We start from the raw sequence: 22,643 nt of genomic DNA on the forward strand, positions 1-22,643 counted from the left end.
TTTTAAATTAAGTTACAAATGTAAACATTGCTAATTTTACAAATGTAAACTCTTTATTATTACATCCTGTTTACTATATGTAACAATGAAATCACAGTTGTAAATAGAGCTATAGGAAAAATTCCACAAACCAATTAATTATATATTAATCACTTAAATTTAAGATGTTTAAACATATTTATATAGAGTTTTAATTCAATAAAATATTCTTGATTTGCTGTACTGTTTACAATTGTAACCTCTATTATCTTAAATTTATTATTACATTTGTAAACATGTTTTATATATCTCTATTTTACAATGGTGAACAGCGCTAAATTTGCTGAAAGGCTATTAAAAATTATGGAAGAATACGAGTTGAATGCTACGGCATTCGCCGATAAGATCGAAGTTGGTCGTTCTTCTATCTCTCATATTTTATCTGGTCGCAATAAACCCAGTTTAGAATTTGTGATGAAAGTTGTAGAAACTTTTCCCGAAGTAGAACTGTACTGGCTACTTAATGGTAAAGGAAGTTTGCCCCCTATTAAAAACAATGTTGAAAATACTTCTTCAGATCTTTTTTCAAAATCTGCAGATGCAAATGCATCGCAGAAACCACCACATACGCCTATTAAAAAACAAGAAGATTACAGTTCATATATGTCTCCAAAAAGCTTTGGTGATGACTATCCTAGATCAAAAGGGATAAAACGTATTGTTATTTTTTATGATGACGGAACTTTTGAAAGTTTTGAAGATCAACTTCCTTATATGGATCTCTAAAATTTGTTTATGTATTTGTATTTTCGCGGCTATGATGTTGAAAAGATTATCGCTGCTTATTGCTGTTTTTGCACTGCTGGTTTCCTGCTATTCACCAGAACGCAGCTGCAATGATTTTAAGACCGGTAAATTTGAATTTGAAACTTACCTGAATGGCGAAGTTGTTAAAACACAATTCACCAGAAATGATACCCTTGAGATTGATTTTTATAAAGGAGTAGCCGATTCTTCAAGCATACGATGGATTAATGACTGTGAGTATATTGCTAACAAGATTAATCCTAAAAACAGAAATGAACGTAAAGCACTTCATTTTAAAATATTAAAAACAGAAGGAGATTTTTATACCTTTGAATACGCCCTTGTAGGCGAAACAAATAAACAAAAAGGAACAGCCAAAAAAATAAATTAAATGCTTGATATTTTCTCATCTGCAGATGCGTGGGTCGCACTTCTTACCTTGACTTTTCTTGAAATTGTTTTGGGGATAGATAACATTATTTTCATTTCTCTTGCTTCTTCTAAATTAAGACCTGAAAATCGGAAGAAAGCAGTAAATATCGGGCTTATTCTGGCCATGGTTATGCGTATTGCTCTGCTCTTTGGTATAACGGTTTTGGTGGCAATGGAAGCTCCCTTCTGGCATATAAATCAGTCATGGATACAAGCAGGCATTAGCGGTCAGGCACTCATACTTTTTGCGGGAGGTATTTTTCTGCTATACAAAAGTGTGCATGAGATACATGAGAAAGTTGATCTTACGGGTGAAGAAGAAGCTGAAGTGAAAAGTAAGAGTTCTACTACTCTAAAAAAGGCAGTTTTGCAGATCACACTTATCAATGTGGTTTTTTCATTTGATTCTATTCTAACGGCGGTAGGTATGACAAATGGTTTAAGCGATAACCCCAATGATGCCTTAATACTTATGATAGTTGCTGTTGTTATTTCTGTATTGATCATGATGCTTTTTGCAAACCCCGTAGGCGATTTTGTAAATAAGCACCCTTCGCTTCAAATATTAGGTTTGGCATTTCTTATACTTATAGGTTTTATGCTAATCGCAGAAGCAGCTCATCTTGCTCACCTTAAAATTTTTAATAGTGAAGTAGGCACCATCCCTAAAGGATATTTGTATTTTACGATTGCATTTTCACTTTTTCTTGAATTCTTAAATTTCAAATTGCGTAAAAAGCAGCATATTGAAGAAGATACTGTTGCTTAAATAAACTTGAATTCCTGTAAGATACTCATGTATATACACATATTGTGACATAGCCGCAATATGTGTATATTTAGTAAGATACAAATCTTACCACCTCATGGGATTTATAAAACATTACTTTAAGCTCCCAAACTTCGCATGTACTTATTACCGCAGAGTTAGCTTTTTCACTCTTTTCTTTTTATTACAGAGCTATACTGCTCTACCACAGTCTTCTCCTTCTAATTTTCAGGTTATACTTACAGATATAATTGATGAGAAAGAGCAATCTCTCGAGAAATTACATGCTAATTTAGAAGACTTTAGGCGCGATACTACAGCTATGAAAAAGCTGATCATCGCAAGTGAAAAGGTTAATTATACACTCGGGGAAGCTTACGCGGAAAATATGCTGGGCATATATTTTAGAGATAAATCATCATACCAAAGGTCAATATATCATCACAAAAAAAGTATTGCGCTGGCCAAAGAAATAGGAAATCAGGAGATGGAAATATCTGCACTCAATATGTTGGGTGTTGTTTATCGTAGAATGGATGCCGTACGATCGGCACTAGATAATCATCAGGCCGCACTTGAAATGGCCGAAAATTTTACTCCGAAGAATAATTCTATTGTAAAAAGTATTGCTATTTCGCTGAATAGCATAGGTAATATCTACCTCATAATTGGTGATTACGATCTTGCTGAAAATTACTTTAAACAGGCCATTCCTTATGAAGAAGGCATTGGCAGTAAATTGGGTCTGGCTATTAATTACGGCAACCTAGGCATTACTTATGAAGAACGCGGGCAGTTTGAGAAAGCATTGTACAATTACCGCCAGTCCTTAAAATACAATGAGGAAATAAACTCTGAACTGGGCATCCTTATTTGTAATAATAGCATTGGTCAGGTTTATCTTAAACAGAACAAAGCAGAGGCGGCCATGAAATTAATAAGGCCCACAATTGCTATGGCAGATCATCTTGAAGATGAATTTTACATCGCTATGGCATACATAAATATGGGCTGGGCATTGTACGAATTGGGAAATTATACTGAGGCAGAAAAATATTTCTTAACTGGTGAGCGCGTATCTAAGAAAAATGAAATGAAACAATTTCTTAGTAGCACCTATGAGCATCTTGCCCAATTAAAAGAGAAACAAGGTCAATATGATAAAGCACTTGATTATCAACGTTTATCACAGACGGTACAGAAAAAATATTTAAATGAAGAAAATCATAAGTATGTTTCTGATCTTAATATGAAGTATGATACAGAAAAGAAAAAAAACACCATTGCACTTTTAGAAAAGGAAAATGAGATCGTAACGATGAATCTCGCCCAAAGCAATCAAAATCTCATATTTCTTGGATTGCTTTTTCTTTTTTCTTTTGTTATTGTCTATATATTATTCCGGCAAAACAAGCTTAAAAATGAAAAAACCGCTTTAAAAGCTGAGCAGAAACTCATGCGCTCACAGATGAATCCGCATTTTATTTTTAACGCATTGCTTTCGATTAAAATCTATATGCAGAACCACAATTCTGAGGATGCGATAGAGTATCTCAATCAATTTGCAAAACTGGTAAGATCAATTTTGTCGAGTTCGTTAGAGAAAGAAATTACCTTGGCAGAAGAATTAGAAACCATGCAGTTATATGTGAATATTGAAAATATTAGGTTTTGTAATGAGATTATATATGACGTAAAAGTAGACGATGATATTTCGCTAAAAGATATTAAAATACCTTCTCTCATATTGCAGCCTTTTGTTGAGAATGCCCTTTGGCACGGTCTTCAGCCAAAAGATGGTAAAAAAACTCTCGAACTGAAAGTGAGTAAGAAAAATGAGAATTTCGTAGAAATTTCAATTACAGACAATGGTATAGGCCGCAAAAAAACTATGGAAATACCAAGTGATAAACGGAACACACAGAAAAAATCTATTGGAATCAGGCTGACAATACAGCGGTTACAAAATTTCTCAAAGAATTTTGCTCATGCCCATTCACTCAATATAATTGATTTATATGATGAAGGCAATAATCCTAAAGGTACCAAAGTTTTGCTTGACCTGCCCGTACAGTAGTGTCTAATGGTGTTGCATGTTTTTATCTGCATATTCCTCTTTGGGAAATCTTTCGATTAAAATATCTATAAGTTTATTCCGATCTAAAGGTTTTGTTAGGTAATAATCCATTCCAGATCTTAATCCTTCTGTCATAGCACTATTCGTAGCATCTGCGCTGAGCCCAATGATTAAGGTATTTTTATAAAATTGCCTTATTCTTCGGGTTGTTTCAAAGCCATCTAGTTCTGGCATGTGCACATCCATAAAAACGAGATCATAATATTGTTCTCTTGTTTTTTCTAGAGCCTCAATGCCGTTATATGCCACTTCTGAGCCGATTTTTAGCTGTTTTAGGCACTTTTCTAAGATGAATGTATTGAGTTTATTGTCATCTACAATAAGAACAGAAAGAGCTGATAAATCTGGTATTTCTTTATTTTCAGTCAACTCGATACCTGCATAATCAATAGGCAACTCAAGTTCTACCGTAAAAGAAGTACCCTTAGAAACTTTACTTGAAACATTAATAGTTCCATCAAAAAGATGAACAAGATGTTTTGTTATAGGTAATCCTAATCCACCCCCACCATGTTTTTTGGCAATACCGCCATCAACCTGATAAAAACGTTCAAAAATAGTGTCTATTTTGTCTTCGGGAATCCCAATGCCGGTGTCATTAATTTGTAAAGTTAAATGCACATTAGTACCTACAACCTCTTCGGAATAAATAATTTCAATATGGCCTTTCTGCGTAAATTTAATTGCGTTTTTAAGCAGGTTTACAAAAATTTGTTCAAATTTTAGCTTATCTCCTACCACCTTACACGCTTTACATACATCAAAATTCACTTTTAGCTGAAGTCCGTAACGCTCAATTTGTGGGGAATAGTAGTTTATGTTATTCTTAATAATCTCCAGTGGAACGAATTGTTCTGTATGAAGCACTTCTTTGCCAGATTCAATTTTATCTATCAACAGTATATTATCTACGAGACCCAATAAGGTTGCAGATGAATTTGTCATCATATTTATAAGCGGCTGTTGATCTTCATTAGCCTTTGACTTCAATATTTCAGAAAGTCCTAAAATAGCATTTAGAGGCGTTCTAATCTCATGACTCATGTTAGACAGAAATTCAGTTTTTGCGAGCGAGGCTTTTGTTGCATTTTCCTTTTCTCTGGCGAGAGCCCTGTTCAGGTTTTTTAAAGCTGCGTTTGCCTTTTCAAAACCAGCGGCTGCTTTCTTAGCTTTTAAGTAAAAGAAGACTAAAAAGCTTGAAATTAATGAAGATACGAGTCCAAAAATGAAAACGTAGGTCGCTATCAATTTATGATCCTGTAATACTTTCATATCTCGATACATAAATTTAAACGACCAGAAATCTTCTGGATTTGCATCTACGGTCATTGCAGCACTATAGACAAGTTCTGGAGAGAAAATATCTGGTTGTGGATTATTGAAACTATAAAAGGCATGCCCCTCTTCATCATTGATTAATATAGCATAATCATTAAGATTAGAACCCAGTTTATCAAACTGAGCCTTAAAATCCATTCCCGCAGTTATAGTTCCCTGAAATTTACCTTTAAAATATACAGGAACATCTATTAAGAATGAATTACCGCCCTGTGTAAGCTCTAGCCATGGCGTTATATTTGTAATAGTATCTGAGCTATGACCTAACCATTCTGCATAACGATAATTTAGTTTTTTGATGTCAAGTTTTATGGCTGGTTCATTTCCGTTTAACGGAACAATTTCCTGAATAATACCATCATTATCTATCCATTCAATAAACTTTAAAGCATTATTCTGACTTATAATCCGTTTCGCATCATTTTGCCAATAAGGAAAATACAAACCATCACTTTCCTGTATTCTGTTCTTAAGATTTTCAAGAGAAGAAATATTATTGAAAACTGATCGTCTAAAATCCTGTTCTGCAAGACTCGCAGAGGCCTGAATTTGTGTACTTAATTTTTCGTTCAGATTCTCACAGTAATTGCGATAGAGATAAAACGAAAAAGCGGTCAAGCATAGGAATAGCGAAAATGCTATTCCGAAGAATTGATGAATATATCGTTTTTGCATGTTTAGGGGCTTAACAATGCTATTTATAAGTAGATGCGGCTAATTTAAGATTTTTTTTACATGAATATACCTACAAATTTATTTTTTTTGATATAAGATATTTATTTCTTCAATAAATGTTTGTTTTGTTCTTCTAAAAGCTCATTTATTCTGGTAAGTAATTCTATATCTTTTGGAGTTTTAACAGAGGTGTCTTTGGCGTCATCCCCTCTTTCTTTTAACCTATTCATAACTTTTACTACAATAAAAACTACAAATGCGATAATAAAAAAATCGAGTGCAACAGTTATAAGTTCACCATAGCCTATAGAAGTTTCTGCTATAGAATTGCCCATAGAATCAAGATGAGCTTCCCTGAGCACTATCTTTTTATTTGAGAAATTCACGCCATCAGTTAACATAGACAGCGGCGGTAGCATTATACGCTTCACAATAACCTCTACAACATCTTTAAAAGCTGCACCTATTATTATACCTATAGCCATGTCTATCATATTGCCTTTTACGGCAAAATCCTTAAACTCCTGTATTACGCCCATGAATTAAAAAAGTGAAGTTTGTCCCTCATCAGAATCATCAATATTATCGTCTTTGTAATAAGAAGATGAAGTTCTATCTGTACCATCTCCTCTCACTGTTTCTTCATCTACCACCTCAAGATCTTCGGTTTTTATTTCTTCAGGTTCTTCATGAGGCAAAGGTTCAAGCAAATTTATCTGCTTAAGTTTTTCAGTATAAAATTGATTACCAAGGGCGTTGATCCCTTTCACAGAAATGAAATTTTCAAAATCAACCTCTTCACTTGGCTTCTGGTCTTTACCTCTTTCTTTGTAAAATACCATTTCTACTACTGGTCTGTAATCTGTAGAAACAATTTCTAAGTGACTATTAGCATGTTCTGAAATGAATAGCTCTTCTTTATCAGGATTTTCGATTAGAAAACGTTTTGCGTAATATTTTTCTTTATTTCCATCCCAATAGATTGCAGAAATAGGTTTCGAAGGAATCCATTTTTCCAGAACAATAATATTATCCTTAAATCTCGTAGTAAGTTCCGGTGTTATTGTTTTTACTATACCCTCCTGGGTTATAATGAGTAATCTGTCTTCTCCTTTAAATTCGCCTAGTAATTCACCTCTACCGTCAACATTTAAAAGTTGAACAGTATCATCAAACCAGATCTTGCGTGGTTTTAAAGTAGATACGCCTTTCTCTTTAAGATCAATAGTACGCACTGAATGTTTAGAGACAATATTCCCTTTAGAATTACGTCCTTTTATAAGAACATCTGCCAGATCGAGATCAAACTTTAATTTCTTAATGTTACCCACTGCTCTTAAGTAAATCGTTACAACTTCTGCCTCACCATTAGGATTTGCACTAAAATAAAGAACTGTAGACCCTTTTTTGCCATTTGTCATATCATATTCACGATCTCGAGTTACGCTTGTAACACTAAATCGCTTCACGTAAGTACTTCCTCCTGTGCCATCTTTATAAATGAGGTTATAAATAGTGCGTTTGTCCTTTTTTCTAAATACCGCTACGTGAATTATGTCTTTCCCTACAAAGGTTTTAGCATCAACTTTAGTGATGATCATCTTACCTTCTTTAGTAAACACGATAATGTCATCTATATCTGCACAATCGGTTACATATTCATCTCTCTTTAAAGATGTTCCTACAAAACCTTCTTTGCGGTTAACATAAAGTTTAGTATTTCTTATGACAACTTTTGTGGCCTCAATATCGTCAAACACACGAATCTCAGTAAGACGTTGTCTATTTACACCGTACTCTTTTTTGAGTCTTGTAAAATATGCTATTGCAAAATCGGTTAAGTTGGCTAAATGATGTTTAACCTCTGCAATTTCATCTTCGAGGGCGTCAATTTTTTGTTGCGCCTTGTCGATATCAAATTTAGAAATCCTTTTAATTCGTATTTCTGTAAGTCGGGTGATATCTTCTTCTGTAACAGCTCTTTTTAGATGACCAATAAAAGGTTTTAAACCATTATCAATAGCAGTGATAACGCCTTCCCATGTTTCTTCTTCTTCAATATCACGGTATATTCTATTCTCTATAAAAATACGCTCCAGAGAAGCAAAGTGCCACTGACTTTCAAGCTCATCGAGTTTAATATCAAGTTCCTGTCGCAACAAATCTTTAGTACGCTCTGTTGAGAGGCGCAACATTTCGGTAACACCTACAAATAAAGGTTTGTTGTCTTCAATAACACAGCCTAATGGCGAAATAGAAACCTCACAATTTGTGAAAGCATAAAGGGCGCCAATAGTCTTGTCTGGCGACATTCCCGGTGGCAGATGTATTACAATTTCTACTTCTGAAGAGGTGTTATCTTCAATTTTTTTAATCTTGATCTTACCTTTGTCGTTCGCTTTTAATATTGAATCAATAAGTGAAGTAGTAGTTGTACTAAACGGAATTTCAGTAATTACAAGGGTGTTTTTATCTAGCTGGTCTATTTTTGCACGCACTCTTACCTTGCCACCTCTGTGACCATCCTTATAATCGCTAAAATCTGCTACCCCAGAGGTAGGAAAATCGGGTAAAATGGTGAATTTTTTACCTTTTAAATGCTTTATTGAAGCATCGATAAGTTCGTTAAAGTTATGTGGTAAAATTTTAGTGCTTAAACCTACAGCAATACCTTCACCACCCTGAGCAAGTAATAATGGGAATTTCACCGGTAGATTTACAGGCTCTTTTTTTCTACCATCATAAGATGCCTGCCACTCAGTAATTTTAGGACTAAAAAGAACTTCTAATGCAAATTTTGATAATCTCGCTTCTATATAACGCGATGCAGCAGCACTATCACCGGTAAGTATATTGCCCCAGTTACCTTGTGTGTCTATAAGAAGATCCTTCTGGCCCATTTGTACCATAGCATCTGCAATACTGGCATCACCGTGAGGATGATACTGCATAGTATGACCTACAATGTTTGCCACCTTATTGTAGCGCCCATCATCAAGATCTTTAAAAGAATGCATTATACGGCGCTGCACCGGTTTAAAACCATCTTCTATTGCCGGGACAGCTCGTTCTAAAATTACATAAGAGGCATAATCAAGAAACCAGTCTTTAAACATACCCGTAACCCGGGTAATGGTCTCACCGCTATTTTCTTCTTCTGGCTTTTCAAAATCAGGTTCTTCGTAGTTCTCGCTCATAGCTTGTATAGGATGGGGTTTTTCCTATTTAAAAATTATTGTAATTTAAATTTAAGATCGTTATTCAGGGTTTATTCAAGAACAGGATCTAATTCAACTTTTAGATTCTCTATTATAAACTTTTGTCTGTCTGGTGTATTCTTACCCATATAAAACAAAAGTAATTCTTCTATTGACATCGCCTTATCAAGCATTACAGGAGCTAAACGTATATTGTCACCAATAAAATTTTTAAACTCATCTGGTGATATCTCACCTAAACCTTTAAAACGGGTTATTTCTGGTTTACCGGATAGTTCTTCAATGGCATCTCTTCGTTCCTGCTCACTGTAACAATAAAAAGTCTTCTTTTTATTTCGCACTCTGAACAACGGAGTTTCAAGAATGTATAAATGCCCCTCTTTGATCAATTCAGGGAAAAATTGCAGAAAGAAAGTAATAAGCAGCAACCTAATGTGCATACCGTCAACATCTGCATCTGTGGCGATTACAATATTATTATATCGCAGATCTTCCATAGATTCTTCTATGTTAAGTGCTGCCTGCAATAGATTGAATTCTTCGTTCTCATAGACAATTTTCTTTGTCATATTGTAAGAATTCAAAGGTTTTCCGCGTAAACTAAAAACCGCTTGTGTATTTACATCCCGTGATTTTGTAATAGAACCAGAAGCTGAATCTCCCTCAGTTATAAAAAGGGTGCTTTCAAGATTACGTTCTTTTTTACTGTCTGTAAGATGTACGCGGCAATCTCTAAGTTTCTTATTATGTAAACTTGCCTTTTTTGCCCTGTCTTTAGCCAATTTTCTAATGCCTGAGAGTTCTTTTCGCTCTCTTTCTGCCTGCAGGATCTTTCGCTGTAGCTTATCTGCAGTTTCAGGATTTTTATGTAGAAAATTATCAAGATTTGTTTTAAGAAAATCATTGATGTATGTACGCACGGTAGGCAGATCGCCACCCATATCTGTAGAACCTAACTTCGTTTTAGTCTGTGATTCAAAAACGGGCTCCATCACTTTTATGCTTACCGCAGAAACAATTGACTTTCTAACATCTGAAGCTTCATAATTCTTGCCATAAAACTCACGTATGGTACGAACAATTGATTCTCTAAATGCGGCCTGATGCGTACCTCCTTGTGTGGTATGTTGACCATTTACAAATGAGTGATACTCCTCAGAATATTGTGTGCGACTGTGAGTAATTGCTACCTCTATATCATCACCACGCAGGTGAATTATAGGATATAAACGATCGCTTTCAGAAATACTTTCAGACAAAAGATCTTTTAATCCATTTTCTGAAAAGAATTTTTCGCCATTAAAAATAATCGTAAGTCCGGGATTAAGATACACATAGATCTTAAGCATTTTCTCAACATACTCGTTCCTGAACTTATAATTTTTAAAGATGAGTTCATCAGGTATAAAGGTGACTTTAGTCCCTTTTCTACGCGATGTTTCTTCTAAGAATTCTTCATCTTTTAAATTTCCCTGCTCAAATTCTGCAGCAGCAGATTTTCCTTCTCTTGAAGATTCTACTCTAAAATATGATGAAAGTGCATTAACTGCTTTTGTACCTACACCATTTAAACCTACAGATTTTTTAAATGCTCGTGAGTCGTATTTACCACCCGTGTTCATTTTAGACACTACATCTACTACCTTGCCTAATGGAATACCACGCCCAAAATCTCGTACAATAACGCGATTATTCTGAATGCTAACTTCTATGGTCTTACCGGCTCCCATGACAAACTCATCAATAGAATTGTCAAGTACCTCTTTTAAAAGTATATAGATACCATCATCTGCACTTGAGCCATCTCCCAACTTACCAATGTACATACCAGGTCTCATCCTGATATGTTCTTTCCAGTCTAGGGAGCGTATATTTTCCTCGGTATATTGTGTTTCTTGGGCCATAAAAATTTGGGATGTTTGCTAATATAGGGTATAGCAAACTTTTATAATAGAAGGCAAAAACAAAGTAATTAACAAATTTTAATAAAATCCTGTTGAAAAGCTTAACGCACGCGTGATTCTTTGTCTAACAGTACTTTAATTTATAGCAGTGATTCCCCATTTAGATCTGTAGTGAGAACATCGCTCATATAATTAAAAAAGGGTAGTAATAATTTATAATGATCTATGAGTTTTTTCTGAAAATCTGCTGCCAGAACTTCCTCATCTGTAAAAGCATGTGAGACGAAAAATGACTTGTTTTTAATGAGATCATTTGCAGGATGCTCAACGTTAAATCCTCTGGGAGCTGTCTTCACCTGATTACCTGGGTTAAAACCTCCAAAAGCTTTTTTAAACGCTGGTTGAGCTAAAATCTCCCTAATTTCAGAATCATCCATCTCAAATTCCTTACGTATGCGCAAAAGATCTGCCGGCTCCGGACTAAAAAAACCACCTGCCATGCGCGAATTTCCGGGTTGTATGCGCAAATAATAGCCACCACGTCTTTGATCTCCTTCTCTGCTGTAACTTGCACTACGATGCACATTGTAGGGTGTTTTATCATTACTGAATCGTATATCACGATTTATTCTGAACACCTTTGTCTTATCTATCGCATCAAAATTGTTCAAGCCCTCTTTAACTTCGGCATAAAACGACTTTAATATTTTTTCATTTCGCTGATAGCGATTTTTATTATCATTCATCCACTCCCGGTTATTATTCAGCTTTAGATCGTCTAAAAATTTAAAAATCTCCGGTTTTAATTGAATCATTAATTTAGTTTTTGAAATAGTTATTAGCGAATTTTAACCCTATTTTACCGATTTTCTTGCCTTTACAGCCACTTTTTTCGCTTAAAATACCAGATCAATATGAGACAAACAATTACCATTGCTCCCAGCAAATAGAAGTAACTATATTTATAATGTAGTTCTGGCATAAAGTCAAAATTCATCCCGTAAATACCAGCCATAAATGTCAATGGAATAAAGATACTTGCCATAATGGTAAGCACTTTCATCACCTCGTTCATCTTATTGCTTATGGTGGTCATATACATATCCATAAGTCCCCAGGTCATCTCTCTGTAGACCTCGATACTTTCATAAACCTGAACAACATGATCATATAAATCTCGTATATAGGTTAAGGTACGGTCTTCTATAAGTGAAGTTTCCTGCTTCTCAAGTCTGCTCACAACTTCTCTAAAAGGATAAACCGCTTTACGCACACGCAGGACTTCCCGTTTTAAATCCTGAATATCCTGTGTAATATCATCTTCTACATGATTTAAAAACAAATCATCTTCTAGTTGTTCTATTTTATCGCTCATAGATTCTATCACAATAAAGTAGTGATCTACAACAGCATCCATAATGGTAAACATAAGATAATCTGCACCTGCATTTCTTATGCGCCCTTTAGCATTAGCTATACGTTGTCTTAATGAATCAAATACATCACCGTCTGACTCCTGAAAAGTCAATACATAATCCTTACCTAAAACAAGACTTATGTGTTCATTTACAAACTCATCCTTTTCATTAAAATAGAGCATTTTAAAAACTATGAACAAATATTCAGGAAATTCATCAATCTTTGGTCGTTGATTGGTATCTACAATATCCTCAAGAGTAAGTGGATGCAGTTTGTAGTGCGAACCCAAAAGTTCTATCTGGTCTGTTCTGTTAAGACCATTTACATTGATCCAGCTTATATGACCGCTTCCGGTTTTGTTGTATCCCAGAGAAACATCCTTGCTGGACATGCTCTGGTAGTATTCTTTAGAATAATCTATGACCTCTATGTGTAGATCATCACTTTCCTTATTTCCTGTATAATTAAGAGTACCAGGAACATCATTCTTAACTTTTCTTTTCTTCTTTTTTAAATGAGGAAGTCTGGGTTTTCTAATTTTAAGGCGTTTAGTCATAGTAGGCATTTGTAGCACCTAAAAATAGAAAAAGTCCGCCAATTGGCAGACTTTTAATTTATATATCAGGATTTGACTAAGCGTGTTGTAGCTCGTGTTTTCCTTCTTTTATTTCCTCAATTAATTTTGAGTTAAATGCTGGGAGGTCATCAGGATTTCTACTTGTTACAAATCCTTCATCAACAACAACTTCTTTATCTACCCATTTTGCTCCTGCATTTACAAGATCATCTTTAATAGTATGGTAAGATGTCATTTCTCTGCCTTCTACTACTCCGGCACTAATTAGCGTCCACGCAGCGTGACAGATTGCAGCAACAGGTTTATGTTGAGCGAAGAAATCTTTTACAAAGGTAAGAGCATCTTCATTTGTTCTTAAATTATCAGGATTCATCACTCCACCTGGTAACATCAATGCGTTATATTGATTTGCATTAACTTGATCTACTGTTTTATCAACATCATATTCATCTGACCAATGATCTTTATCCCATGCTTTTATTTTTCCAGCTTTAAGGCTTATGATATCTACCTCAAAACCCTCATCTTTCATCGCTTTAAGTGGAGAAGTTAATTCTACTTCTTCAAATCCGTTTGTAGCTAATATTGCAATCTTCTTAGTATTCATATTGTTGGTTTTTAGTTCGACAATTAATTCAATACAAAGATAGGCAGCAGTTGTGTTTACCGGGGTTAAAAGACTTATAAGCCTAAGCTAAAAAAGGTTAAAATATAAGGGAAACTAGCGTGTTGTGTTAAAAGCTTTTTGATTGGAAATGTTAATACCCACCATCACTCTAAATGCTGCGATTTAATAAAAAAGTTTCATTAAGAATTAGTCCTGAAGCCGCAGCTATGTGTGTCAATTTTATTTCATTTTCAGGCAATAGCATGGCTTTGATTTCATCTAAAGTAAACTTGCCAGCTCCCAGATCAAAAAGCGCTCCCATCATCAGTCTTATTTGGTGTCTCTTAAATCCCATTCCTTTTACACGCAATGAGTAGCTCTTTTCAGGAAAGAAATTAGCAGTATAAATATCATTTTCTGCAATCTCGCAGCAGTCTATAGTCATTTCTGTAATAGTCTGCTCTTTAGGCTTATACGTGAAGTTTTTAAAATCGTGGTTTCCTTCCATTAATTTGGCAGCTTCCTTCATCAGCTCAATATCAAGGTCTTCCAGAATATTTACCATATAAGGTGCAGCAAAAGGGTGGTTTTTTTCACCAAAAGAAAACAAATACAAATACTCTTTTATTTTAGGATGCTGAATGATATTAAAGTCTGCATCTGTTTCAGTAATTTCTAAAGCGCGAATATCTGGTGGTAGATTTTCGTTCAAAACAGGGAGAAAATCGGTCAAATCAAGCGGTTTTTCGTCAAGAAATAATTCAATATAAGTTTCATTTACAGAAACTTTAGAATCTGTTCTGCCTGCTGCAAGTATTTTAAAATTAGACCTGTCCAGAATATATTTCAACGTGCGTTGTACCATACGCTCTACCGTAGGCTTTTCGGGCTGCTTCTGCCAACCGTGATAACGGAAACCCAGATATTGTAACTTAATAATGTAATAAAATCGCTTTCTAAACATATCGCAAAAATAACTTCTTTTGCCAGAATGCACTGTTATACTTAAACTACTGTAAGCTTCTGCCATAATTTCTACTACTATACTTATATAATGGCTAAATTTGAAATTGGATTTAAATCTGGAATGTGGAAAAGAAAGAAATCATAAAGCAACTCAGGCAACATAAAAAGAATGCCAACCTAAATTTTAAACTGAAAGAAAATACACAGTTATTTACTGATAAACTCTTTCATACTCTATTTGATTATCATACAGATCTTGATGTCAATCTTGAAGAACTGGAAGTGATTTTTACAGAACTTGTTGATCTTGCCTGCTGGGAAACCGATAAAAAGTGTTCTAAAATCTGGGATAATTATGTTGCTAATCTGCCCGAAATTCTGCGCAAGCTTAATCTCGACGCGCAGGCTATATATGATAATGATCCCGCGGCCCGTTCTATAGAAGAAGTTTACCTTTCTTACCCTGGCTTTTATGCTATCGCAGTATATCGCTTTAGTCATGATTTGTATATAAAAGGTTTTCCCATAGTGCCACGTTTAATGACAGAATATGCACATTTTTTGACCGGTGTAGATATCAATCCGGGGGCCCAAATAGGGGAATATCTCTTTATAGATCATGCCACAGGAATTGTGATTGGGGAAACCGCAGTTATTAAAGACCATGTAAAATTGTATCAGGGAGTTACTCTGGGAGCGCTAAGTGTAAACAAAGAACTTGAGAACATAAAACGGCATCCAACTATTGAAAATAATGTCACCATATATGCTAATGCTACTATTTTAGGTGGCAACACGGTCGTGGGCGAAAATAGCATCATTGGCGGGAATGTTTGGCTTACGGCTTCCGTTCCGCCTTTTTCACTGGTTTCTCACAGACCGGAAATACAAATACGCGAAATTGCAAAAAATGAATTATAATCTTGAACGCCTTATTGGCAATACGCCCTTGGTAGAATCTAGGGTTCTCCAAACTAATCCTAACGTAAAACTGCTTTTTAAACTGGAAGGTGATAATCCCGGCGGAAGCGTGAAAGATCGTGCGGCTTACAACATGATCAAAAGCGCGATGGAACGTGGTGAAATTGATAAAAACACCAAGCTTATCGAAGCCACCAGCGGAAATACCGGAATTGCACTGGCTATGATCGCCAGTATTTACGGTCTTTCACTTGAGATCGTAATGCCCGAAAATTCGACTAAAGAGCGTGTGCAAACTATGCGAGCTTATGGAGCGACCGTCATCCTAACGTCAAAAGAAGTGGGGATTGAAGGAGCGCGCGATTACGCTGAAGCGAAAGTAAGAGACGAAGGTTATTATATGTTTAACCAGTTTGGAAACCCCGATAACTGGAAAGCGCATTACAAAACCACGGGACCTGAAATTTGGCGTGATACCGAAGAAAAAGTAACACACTTTGTTTCTTCTATGGGAACTACGGGAACCATCATGGGAACTTCCACTTTCTTAAAAGAAAAAAACAAAGACATTCAGATTGTGGGCGTACAACCTACAGACGAATCGAGCATTCCCGGAATACGCAAATGGCCTCAGGAATATCTACCCAAGATTTTTGACGCTAAAAAAGTTGATCGTATCATGGAAGTGAGTGAAGCCGATGCGCGGATTATGGCAAAAAGATTGGCTAAAGAAGAAGGTATTTTTTCAGGAATGAGCAGTGGTGGGGCTACCGTAGCGGCTTTACGCTTATGTGAAGAGCTGGAAGAAGGCATTGTGGTTTCTATAATCTGTGATCGTGGCGACCGGTATTTATCTTCAGATTTATTTGACGAGTAATTTTTTGAAAACTTCGCTATCACAGCAATATCAAGGATTTTTACAAACCTCGGATTTGTTTTTGGCGGACTATCCCGGTTTTTAGGTTTTTGATAGCCAGACTCTTTATTTAAATACCATTCCCCCTCTTGATGTTCCAAAAAATATAAGGCTTGGTCAGCGTATGGAATATTTTATGGAAGCGGCGATTATGGCTTCCCAACGCTACGAACTGATCGCCAAAAACCTGCAGATTATACACAATAAGAAAACGCTGGGCGAAATTGATTTTTTGATTCGTGATCTTAATGAAAATAAAGGTATCCATCTCGAACTCGTTTATAAATTCTATCTGTTCGATCCGCTTTACAGCGCTAACAAATATGCTTGTTGGATTGGCCCAAACCGCAAAGACAGTCTTCCGCTTAAATTAAATAAGCTTAAACCCCAACAATTACCGCTGCTTTTTAAGCCGGAAACACTTCCGTATCTCTCAAAAATCGGACTTAAGCCGGGAGAAATCGAGCAAAAAATCTGCTTTAAAGCGCAATTATTTACCGATTTTCATACCAAAATAACCGATATTAGTGGGTTAAATCCCGATTCTGAAATAGGTTTCTGGATGAATTTACAGGATTTTAAAGCTTTCGCGAAAGCGGAAACGAAATTCTATTTTCCGGTTAAAATTAAGTGGGTCATTCTACCCGCTTCCACAGATCCCATTCACTGGATAGATAGAACAGAAGCCTTTAAGCAAATTGAAAACAGCTTAAATCAGCTACGCTCGGTCTATTGCTGGACAAAAACCCCAAACGATTCTATTTCCCGCTGTTTTGTGGTGTGGTGGTAATTGCAGACGAAGCTTTAAATGACTGTCATTCCGAATTTATTTCGGAATCTCATAATACTAATCAGCAATTAGGATGTGAATCTGAATCAAGTTCAGATTGACGAAATCTTATGCAATGCTTTACTTTTTCCTTTCCAGCAACACTTTCTCGATATCCTCAAGTCCAAAACCTTTAGCTTTAAGCAAAATCAAATAGTGAAAAAGCAAATCGGCGCTTTCATTCAGAAAAAGGTCATCATTATCATCTTTGGCTTCAATAACGGTTTCTATGGCTTCCTCGCCTACTTTTTGAGCGATCTTGTTGATCCCCTTCTTGAATAAGCTGGCGACGTAACTTTCGTCATTTTCCTGATTAGCTTTACGATCAGCAATAACCGTTTCCAACTGGGTAAAAAACCCGAATTCCTGCTTGTTTTCACCTCCCCAGCAAGTATCAGTACCGGTGTGACAGGTAGGCCCCTGTGGATTTACAGTGATTAATAATGAGTCATTATCACAATCATTGCTAATAGAAACAAGATTTAAAAAATTCCCGCTTTCCTCTCCTTTAGTCCATAGGCGTTGTTTGCTGCGGCTAAAAAATGTTACTTTTTTAAGTTCGTTGGTTTTTAAGAATGCTTCTTCATTCATATAACCCTGCATCAACACATTTTTGGTCTTTGCATCTTGAATGATCGCGGGCACAAGGCCGTCTTTGTTGTAATTGATTTTCATTTTTTATTTTTTGAAATAGTCACTTTTGTTTTTCTTCAAGTAATTTAAAGACTTCATCCTCATTTACCCGTAGATATTCTTTAGTTTTGAGCATAAGGATTAATAATCCTAAATCTTCTTTTTCATCATCAGTCATAATGATTATTTTTTTAAGAAATTTAAATCCTTACCGAAATTCCTTTATTCTGCAACTCTTTTTTCAGATCCGGGATGTCAATTTCATGAAAATGAAAAACACTGGCTGCCAGTGCTGCATCTGCTTTTCCTGCTGTAAAAGTGTCGGCAAAATGCTGCATATTCCCGGCTCCACCGGAAGCGATTATTGGGATATTTAGCAGTTCATCCAGTTTGGCCAGGGCTTCATTGGCAAAACCGTCTTTGGTGCCGTCATGATCCATAGAGGTAAACAGAATTTCCCCTGCACCTCGCGCTTCCACTTCCTGCGCCCATTCAAACAAATCCAGTTCGGTGGGGACTTTTCCTCCTACCAGATGCACTTTCCATTGATCGTTGATTTGTTTGGCATCAATCGCAACCACAACACATTGTGAACCGAATTTTGCCGCGAGCTCATTGATCAACTGCGGATTTTTAACCGCAGACGAATTGATAGAAACTTTATCAGCTCCGTTTTGCAATAAAATATCTACATCTTCAACCGAGGAAATCCCACCGCCCACGGTAAAGGGAATATTTATTTTTTCTGCCACACGTAACACCATATCTGCTAAAGTTTTACGCTTTTCTTCGGTTGCCGAAATATCCAGAAAAACGAGTTCGTCAGCTCCGGTTTCAGCGTATTTTGCAGCCAGTTCAACCGGATCTCCGGCGTCCCGTAAATCGATAAAATTAACGCCTTTTACGGTACGCCCGTTTTTGATATCCAGACATGGTATGATACGTTTTGTAAGCATTTACTCTTTGTTTTTTTTCGTTAATTCTACTCCGTCATAAAAGCCTAAATCCTGTTCTGTTAGCAGTTTTACCCAGAAGGCAATCTGCCCGGTGTGGTAAGAATAATGTTCCACCACATGTGTTATTACTCCTATTCCTGTAAATTCATAAGCCTGAACTTGTCGCATGCGAATAAATTCATCTGCAGGGAGATTTTGTATGATTTCTTTGGCTTTTTCTACGATTTTCACCAGTTTTTGAAGCAATTCTTCCTTAGTTACCCCTTCGGAAACTTCAAATTCTGCATCGCGTTTGCGAGTATCCGGTAACCTTCCCAGCGAGGAAATAGCGTATTGGCCAATGTTTCCGCATAAATGTAGGATGATATTCCCTATACTGTTAGACTTAGCATTGGGTCTTAACCAAACCTGCTCTTCACTGATCTTTCCCATGGCAATCTGAATCATGCGCGTACTTTCGTCAATGCGATATAGGGTACTTTCTTTAAATGCTGAGATCAGTTCTGTTTCCATCAAGATTGAATTATAAAATTTTCCAATTGCTTAAGCGAAATTCGCCCCTCATAGATCGCTTTCCCAATTATCGTGCCTTCGCATCCTATTTCCGCCAGTCTAGGCAATTCGTCGAAATGGGAAATTCCCCCGGAAGCGATTAGTTTTAATTTATTCTTAGCTGCAGCAGGCTCAGCCTGACAGTTTAAAATAATTTTTTGATACAATTCAAAGGCAGGGCCTTCTAGCATGCCGTCTTTACTAATGTCGGTGCAAATTACATAACTCACGCCTTTTTCCCGGTATCCCTGAATAAAAGGTATCAGTTCTTCATTAGATTCTTCCATCCATCCGGAAACAGCAACTTTTTCATCTTTCGCGTCGGCTCCCAGGATTATCTTTTCGTAGCCAAATTGCTCCAGCCAACCCAGAAATATGTCCCTGTCTTTTACCGCAATGCTCCCGCCGGTAATTTGTTTTGCACCACTTTCAAAAGCGATACGCAAATCTTCATCAGATTTTAAACCGCCACCAAAATCTATCTTAAGCGAAGTTTGTGATGCGATTTGTTCCAAAATTTTATGGTTTACAATGTGCTTACTTTTAGCCCCATCCAGATCAACCAAGTGCAGATATTCTATCCCATGTGCCTCAAAAGACTTGGCAATCTCCAGCGGATTCTCGTTATAAATCTTTTTGGTATTGTAATCGCCTTTAGAAAGCCGAACGCACTTACCGTCAATAATATCTATAGCAGGAATTATTCTCATAATTTTTATTCTTTATTCAAGCTTCTCCCCTTGTTAAGGGGAGGATCCTCCAAAGGAGAAGAGGGGTTTTACCACCCCGACCCAACAAATTGGGCCACCCCTCCTTGCTAAGGCTGGGAATTAATAAAACTCTAATATATCTTCATCACTCTGTTCCGAAAATTTTCGGGATTGTTTCAGAGCCTCATCTTTCTTTTTGTGATGCTGAACTAAATTCAGCATGACGCTTTATTTTCACTATAATTCTAAAAAATTCTTCAACATTTGTTCGCCGGCGGTGCTGCTTTTTTCGGGGTGAAATTGCACACCGTAAAAATTATCCTTTTGCAAGGCCGAAGCATAATCCATTTCGTAATGCGTCGTGGCAATAGCTTCCACACAAGCGGGTGCATAAAAGCTATGGACGAGATACATATAGGAATATTCCGGAATACCGGTAAATAACGGACTTTTAAGAGCAGAAATCTGATTCCATCCTATCTGCGGAACTTTTACTTTATTGGAAAATTTAACCACATCTACATCAAAAATCCCCAAGCCTTTCGTATTTCCTTCCGTAGAAGAATTACACATCAACTGCATCCCCAGACAAATCCCCAAAACCGGTTGTTTTAAGGTGGGAATAATTTCATCAAGTCCTGTGTGTCGTAATTTTTCCATGGCACTACTCGCCTCTCCCACTCCCGGAAAAATCACTTTATCAGCGTTTTGTATTTCTTCTGGATCATCTGATAATATAGCATTTACACCCAATCGCTTAAACGCAAATTTTAAACTTTGAATATTTCCTGCTCCGTAATTTATAATTACTAATTTCATTTCTTCCTCTCTTTATTCTGGCTTTTTAGACCTGCAGGGTTTTGAAAACCCTGCAGGCCTGGTCCATTTTAAGTCGTCAACCTGAATTGTCCCACTGAGCTTGTAGAAGTGTTGTTTCAGGTTCTCATTACCTTCACTTAATGCGATTCCGAAATAAATTCGGAATGACGCTTTTCTACTATCTTAATTATTATCACAGGTTTAATTTTTCACTTTTCGTTTTCAAATTAAGACCTACAAGGTTCCTCATTTAGACCTACAAGGTTTTGAAAACCTTGCAGGTCTTTACAACATTCCTTTAGTTGAAGGCAGTATCATTTTTTCTGCGTCTCGTTTTACGGCGGCTTTTATTGCTTTCGCCAAAGCTTTAAAAATCGCTTCAATTTTGTGATGTTCGTTAGTTCCTTCTGCTTTTACATTCAGATTTGCTTTAGCGCCATCGGTAAAGGATTTAAAGAAATGGTAAAACATTTCGGTAGGCATCTCTCCTATTTTCTCCCGTTTAAAATCGGCTTCCCAAACCAGCCAGTTACGGCCGCCAAAATCAATAGCCACCTGCGCCAGGCAATCGTCCATAGGCAGGCAAAATCCGTAACGCTCGATGCCCATTTTATTTCCCAGCGCCTTCCCGAAAACTTCACCCAAAGCAATCGCCGTGTCTTCTATGGTATGGTGCTCATCAACTTCGAGATCACCATCTACATGAATTTTTAAATCCATCGCCCCGTGACGAGCCAGTTGATCGAGCATATGATCAAAAAAAGCAAGTCCGGTTTTTATATCACTTTTCCCGGTTCCATCGAGGTTTAGGTCGATTTCTATGTTTGTTTCGTTTGTTTTCCGACTGATAGAAGCTGTTCTGTTTTTCAGTTTAAGAAACTCATAAATGGTTTGCCAGTCGTTGCTTTCTAAAGCGATAAAATCATCAAGGGCGTCTCGTTTTACTGTAATTTCTTCGGTTCCCAAATGCGTTTCATCATTGATAAAAATTCCTTTTGAACCCAGATTTTTAGCCAGTTCCATGTCGGTTAAGCGATCCCCAATTACAAAAGAGTTTTCCAAATCATAGTCTTCTGAAAAATAAGAAGTAAGCAATCCGGTTCCCGGCTTACGCGTTGGTGCATTATCTTCAGGAAAAGTTCTATCAAGGTATACCGCATCAAAAACTACCCCTTCGTTTTCAAAGGATTTCAAGATGAAATTGTGGACCGGCCAGAAGGTTTCTTCCGGAAAAACATCGGTTCCCAAACCATCCTGATTGGTGATCATGACGAGTTCGTAATCGAGTTCTTGGGCAATCTTCCCCAAATAAGTAAACGCTTTGGGGTAAAAAACCATCTTCTCAAAAGCATCGATCTGCTCGTCAACCGTTTCCTTGATGATCGTCCCGTCGCGGTCTATAAATAATACTTTTTTCATATTATAATCTTCTTCAATATTCGAAGGTTAAGCAATTTAGACAGCTCACTTCTTCAACAT

The 22,643-nt window shown here is 36.6% G+C and carries 21 protein-coding genes; 7 read left to right on the plus strand and 14 right to left on the minus strand.

Annotated elements, in window-relative coordinates; genetic code table 11:
- Positions 1 to 300: 300 nt before the first annotated feature.
- The 4 genes from ACH3O9_RS15505 to ACH3O9_RS15520 all read left to right on the plus strand — a co-directional run bounded on the left by ACH3O9_RS15505 (position 301) and on the right by ACH3O9_RS15520 (position 4,064).
- Positions 301 to 765 (plus strand): helix-turn-helix domain-containing protein, encoded by a 465-nt coding sequence (locus ACH3O9_RS15505; RefSeq protein ID WP_416442059.1) that lies wholly within the window; start codon positions 301 to 303, stop codon positions 763 to 765.
- A 31-nt stretch (positions 766 to 796) separates the two neighbouring features.
- Positions 797 to 1,177, plus strand: a complete 381-nt coding sequence (locus ACH3O9_RS15510) for a DNA topoisomerase IV (RefSeq protein ID WP_416442060.1) — start codon at positions 797 to 799, stop codon at positions 1,175 to 1,177.
- On the plus strand, positions 1,178 to 1,987 hold the full coding sequence (locus tag ACH3O9_RS15515; RefSeq protein WP_416442061.1) for a TerC family protein: 810 nt from the start codon (positions 1,178 to 1,180) through the stop codon (positions 1,985 to 1,987).
- 97 nt (positions 1,988 to 2,084) lie between these two features.
- Positions 2,085 to 4,064 (plus strand): tetratricopeptide repeat protein, encoded by a 1,980-nt coding sequence (locus tag ACH3O9_RS15520; protein ID WP_416442062.1) that lies wholly within the window; start codon positions 2,085 to 2,087, stop codon positions 4,062 to 4,064.
- Between the two features lie 3 nt (positions 4,065 to 4,067).
- Here the strand turns inward: ACH3O9_RS15520 and ACH3O9_RS15525 are convergent, their stop codons facing one another.
- From ACH3O9_RS15525 to ACH3O9_RS15560, 8 genes are all read right to left on the minus strand, one after another.
- Positions 4,068 to 6,137 carry an ATP-binding protein gene (locus ACH3O9_RS15525; RefSeq protein WP_416442063.1) on the minus strand — a complete coding sequence of 690 codons (2,070 nt, stop codon included), beginning with the start codon at positions 6,135 to 6,137 and terminating at the stop codon, positions 4,068 to 4,070.
- Between the two features lie 101 nt (positions 6,138 to 6,238).
- Entirely contained in the window at positions 6,239 to 6,676 is a 438-nt protein-coding gene (gene mscL / locus ACH3O9_RS15530) for a large conductance mechanosensitive channel protein MscL (protein ID WP_416442064.1), read from the minus strand.
- Positions 6,677 to 6,679: 3 nt separating this feature from the next.
- The gene (locus ACH3O9_RS15535; RefSeq protein WP_416442065.1) at positions 6,680 to 9,334 is read right to left on the minus strand and encodes a DNA gyrase/topoisomerase IV subunit A; all 2,655 of its coding nucleotides are present in this window, start codon (positions 9,332 to 9,334) and stop codon (positions 6,680 to 6,682) included.
- Positions 9,335 to 9,405: 71 nt separating this feature from the next.
- Complete coding sequence (locus ACH3O9_RS15540; RefSeq protein ID WP_416442066.1) at positions 9,406 to 11,259, minus strand: DNA topoisomerase IV subunit B; 1,854 nt, start codon at positions 11,257 to 11,259, stop codon at positions 9,406 to 9,408.
- A gap of 140 nt (positions 11,260 to 11,399) precedes the next feature.
- The gene (locus ACH3O9_RS15545; protein ID WP_416442067.1) at positions 11,400 to 12,074 is read right to left on the minus strand and encodes a DUF2461 domain-containing protein; all 675 of its coding nucleotides are present in this window, start codon (positions 12,072 to 12,074) and stop codon (positions 11,400 to 11,402) included.
- Positions 12,075 to 12,136: 62 nt separating this feature from the next.
- A complete protein-coding gene (gene corA / locus ACH3O9_RS15550; protein ID WP_416442068.1) occupies positions 12,137 to 13,234 on the minus strand; it encodes a magnesium/cobalt transporter CorA in 1,098 nt (365 codons plus the stop codon).
- A 76-nt stretch (positions 13,235 to 13,310) separates the two neighbouring features.
- Entirely contained in the window at positions 13,311 to 13,862 is a 552-nt protein-coding gene (locus tag ACH3O9_RS15555) for a type 1 glutamine amidotransferase domain-containing protein (RefSeq protein WP_416442069.1), read from the minus strand.
- 169 nt (positions 13,863 to 14,031) lie between these two features.
- Positions 14,032 to 14,826 (minus strand): tRNA pseudouridine(38-40) synthase TruA, encoded by a 795-nt coding sequence (locus ACH3O9_RS15560; RefSeq protein WP_416446708.1) that lies wholly within the window; start codon positions 14,824 to 14,826, stop codon positions 14,032 to 14,034.
- Between the two features lie 125 nt (positions 14,827 to 14,951).
- Here ACH3O9_RS15560 and epsC point away from each other — a divergent pair, with 125 nt between their 5' ends.
- From epsC to ACH3O9_RS15575, 3 genes are all read left to right on the plus strand, one after another.
- The gene (gene epsC, locus ACH3O9_RS15565; protein ID WP_416442070.1) at positions 14,952 to 15,749 is read left to right on the plus strand and encodes a serine O-acetyltransferase EpsC; all 798 of its coding nucleotides are present in this window, start codon (positions 14,952 to 14,954) and stop codon (positions 15,747 to 15,749) included.
- Positions 15,739 to 16,626 carry a cysteine synthase CysM gene (gene cysM, locus ACH3O9_RS15570; RefSeq protein WP_416442071.1) on the plus strand — a complete coding sequence of 296 codons (888 nt, stop codon included), beginning with the start codon at positions 15,739 to 15,741 and terminating at the stop codon, positions 16,624 to 16,626. Before epsC ends, cysM begins: the two co-directional genes overlap by 11 nt.
- Positions 16,627 to 16,744: 118 nt before the next feature.
- The gene (locus ACH3O9_RS15575) at positions 16,745 to 17,455 is read left to right on the plus strand and encodes a DUF1853 family protein (RefSeq protein ID WP_416446710.1); all 711 of its coding nucleotides are present in this window, start codon (positions 16,745 to 16,747) and stop codon (positions 17,453 to 17,455) included.
- Positions 17,456 to 17,575: 120 nt separating this feature from the next.
- Here ACH3O9_RS15575 and hisIE read toward each other — a convergent pair whose 3' ends face one another.
- The 6 genes from hisIE to hisB all read right to left on the minus strand — a co-directional run bounded on the left by hisIE (position 17,576) and on the right by hisB (position 22,583).
- Positions 17,576 to 18,169 carry a bifunctional phosphoribosyl-AMP cyclohydrolase/phosphoribosyl-ATP diphosphatase HisIE gene (gene hisIE / locus ACH3O9_RS15580; RefSeq protein ID WP_416442072.1) on the minus strand — a complete coding sequence of 198 codons (594 nt, stop codon included), beginning with the start codon at positions 18,167 to 18,169 and terminating at the stop codon, positions 17,576 to 17,578.
- Between the two features lie 158 nt (positions 18,170 to 18,327).
- Entirely contained in the window at positions 18,328 to 19,083 is a 756-nt protein-coding gene (hisF, locus tag ACH3O9_RS15585) for an imidazole glycerol phosphate synthase subunit HisF (RefSeq protein WP_416442073.1), read from the minus strand.
- On the minus strand, positions 19,084 to 19,596 hold the full coding sequence (locus ACH3O9_RS15590) for a DinB family protein (protein ID WP_416442074.1): 513 nt from the start codon (positions 19,594 to 19,596) through the stop codon (positions 19,084 to 19,086).
- Entirely contained in the window at positions 19,596 to 20,345 is a 750-nt protein-coding gene (gene hisA, locus ACH3O9_RS15595; protein ID WP_416442075.1) for a 1-(5-phosphoribosyl)-5-[(5-phosphoribosylamino)methylideneamino]imidazole-4-carboxamide isomerase, read from the minus strand. Before hisA ends, ACH3O9_RS15590 begins: the two co-directional genes overlap by 1 nt.
- 237 nt (positions 20,346 to 20,582) lie before the next feature.
- The gene (gene hisH / locus ACH3O9_RS15600; protein ID WP_416442076.1) at positions 20,583 to 21,164 is read right to left on the minus strand and encodes an imidazole glycerol phosphate synthase subunit HisH; all 582 of its coding nucleotides are present in this window, start codon (positions 21,162 to 21,164) and stop codon (positions 20,583 to 20,585) included.
- A gap of 285 nt (positions 21,165 to 21,449) precedes the next feature.
- Positions 21,450 to 22,583, minus strand: coding sequence for a bifunctional histidinol-phosphatase/imidazoleglycerol-phosphate dehydratase HisB (gene hisB / locus ACH3O9_RS15605; protein WP_416442077.1), 1,134 nt, complete (start codon positions 22,581 to 22,583; stop codon positions 21,450 to 21,452).
- Positions 22,584 to 22,643 lie beyond the last annotated feature (60 nt).

This window comes from Leeuwenhoekiella sp. A16 (assembly GCF_047946675.1).
Taxonomy (GTDB): Bacteria; Bacteroidota; Bacteroidia; order Flavobacteriales; family Flavobacteriaceae; genus Leeuwenhoekiella.

Excerpts from the sequence above, each read along its gene's own strand:
- ACH3O9_RS15505 (WP_416442059.1), top strand. The coding sequence starts at position 301 with ATGGTGAACAGCGCTAAATTTGCTGAAAGGCTATTAAAAATTATGGAA.
- ACH3O9_RS15510 (WP_416442060.1), top strand. The coding sequence starts at position 797 with ATGATGTTGAAAAGATTATCGCTGCTTATTGCTGTTTTTGCACTGCTG.
- ACH3O9_RS15515 (WP_416442061.1), top strand. The coding sequence starts at position 1,178 with ATGCTTGATATTTTCTCATCTGCAGATGCGTGGGTCGCACTTCTTACC.
- ACH3O9_RS15520 (WP_416442062.1), top strand. The coding sequence starts at position 2,085 with ATGGGATTTATAAAACATTACTTTAAGCTCCCAAACTTCGCATGTACT.
- ACH3O9_RS15525 (WP_416442063.1), bottom strand. The coding sequence starts at position 6,137 with ATGCAAAAACGATATATTCATCAATTCTTCGGAATAGCATTTTCGCTA.
- mscL (WP_416442064.1), bottom strand. The coding sequence starts at position 6,676 with ATGGGCGTAATACAGGAGTTTAAGGATTTTGCCGTAAAAGGCAATATG.
- ACH3O9_RS15535 (WP_416442065.1), bottom strand. The coding sequence starts at position 9,334 with ATGAGCGAGAACTACGAAGAACCTGATTTTGAAAAGCCAGAAGAAGAA.
- ACH3O9_RS15540 (WP_416442066.1), bottom strand. The coding sequence starts at position 11,259 with ATGGCCCAAGAAACACAATATACCGAGGAAAATATACGCTCCCTAGAC.
- ACH3O9_RS15545 (WP_416442067.1), bottom strand. The coding sequence starts at position 12,074 with ATGATTCAATTAAAACCGGAGATTTTTAAATTTTTAGACGATCTAAAG.
- corA (WP_416442068.1), bottom strand. The coding sequence starts at position 13,234 with ATGACTAAACGCCTTAAAATTAGAAAACCCAGACTTCCTCATTTAAAA.
- ACH3O9_RS15555 (WP_416442069.1), bottom strand. The coding sequence starts at position 13,862 with ATGAATACTAAGAAGATTGCAATATTAGCTACAAACGGATTTGAAGAA.
- ACH3O9_RS15560 (WP_416446708.1), bottom strand. The coding sequence starts at position 14,826 with ATGTTTAGAAAGCGATTTTATTACATTATTAAGTTACAATATCTGGGT.
- cysM (WP_416442071.1), top strand. The coding sequence starts at position 15,739 with ATGAATTATAATCTTGAACGCCTTATTGGCAATACGCCCTTGGTAGAA.
- hisIE (WP_416442072.1), bottom strand. The coding sequence starts at position 18,169 with ATGAAAATCAATTACAACAAAGACGGCCTTGTGCCCGCGATCATTCAA.
- hisF (WP_416442073.1), bottom strand. The coding sequence starts at position 19,083 with ATGCTTACAAAACGTATCATACCATGTCTGGATATCAAAAACGGGCGT.
- ACH3O9_RS15590 (WP_416442074.1), bottom strand. The coding sequence starts at position 19,596 with ATGGAAACAGAACTGATCTCAGCATTTAAAGAAAGTACCCTATATCGC.
- hisA (WP_416442075.1), bottom strand. The coding sequence starts at position 20,345 with ATGAGAATAATTCCTGCTATAGATATTATTGACGGTAAGTGCGTTCGG.
- hisH (WP_416442076.1), bottom strand. The coding sequence starts at position 21,164 with ATGAAATTAGTAATTATAAATTACGGAGCAGGAAATATTCAAAGTTTA.
- hisB (WP_416442077.1), bottom strand. The coding sequence starts at position 22,583 with ATGAAAAAAGTATTATTTATAGACCGCGACGGGACGATCATCAAGGAA.